This is a genomic window from Modestobacter marinus, from assembly GCF_019799945.1.
Classification (GTDB): Bacteria; Actinomycetota; Actinomycetes; order Mycobacteriales; family Geodermatophilaceae; genus Modestobacter; species Modestobacter marinus_B.
The window spans coordinates 1-684 of record NZ_JABGCH010000172.1; the positions used below are offsets into that span (position 1 = coordinate 1).

Sequence of the window (684 nt, forward strand, 5' to 3'; positions counted from 1 at the left end):
GACGGCTTCGACCCCGACTTCCTGGGCCGGGCGGCCACGCCCAACCTCGACGCCCTCGCCGAGGAGGGCAGCCTGAGCATCGGTTCCAGCACGTTCCAGACCGCGTCCAACCCGGCGCGGGCGTCCATGTCCACCGGGGCGTATCCGGACACCCACGAGAACGCCGCCTACTACTTCGATCCCGCATCGAACACGGCGGTAGGGCAGGAACGGCATCTGGAGGCCGAGACCATCGCCGAGGCGCTGGCCGAGCAGGGGCGCACGGTCGCGTCGGTGCAGTGGTACATGGTGCACGACCGCGGCACCGGCTACGCCGACCCCGAACACCTGTACGTGGACCCGGAGGGCGACTTCGGCGACCGGGTCGACGTCGCCATCGACATCCTGAACCGACGCCCGGTCGACTCCGGCGGAACGCAGGTGACCGTCCCCCGGATCCCGGACCTGCTCGCCGTCTACGGCAGCGACCTGGATGCCCTGGCACACAGCGAGGGCACCGAGGAACCGAGCATCGGGGCGCGGCTCGCCGCGATGGACGCCGATCTGGGCCGGCTGGTGCAGGCGACCAAGGACGTCGGCATCCACAGCGAGACGGCCTTCATCCTGACCAGCGACCACGGCATGACCAGCTGGAACCGGACGCTCGTCCCGCAGGTGCTCGATGCCGTGAGCGCTGCCGGCTAC

1 protein-coding gene is annotated in these 684 nt (G+C 70.5%); it reads left to right on the top strand.

Annotated elements, in window-relative coordinates; all coding sequences use genetic code 11:
- Nucleotides 1–684: alkaline phosphatase family protein (locus HK417_RS24545; RefSeq protein ID WP_222273448.1), on the top strand; the 684-nt coding region annotated here is incomplete at both ends.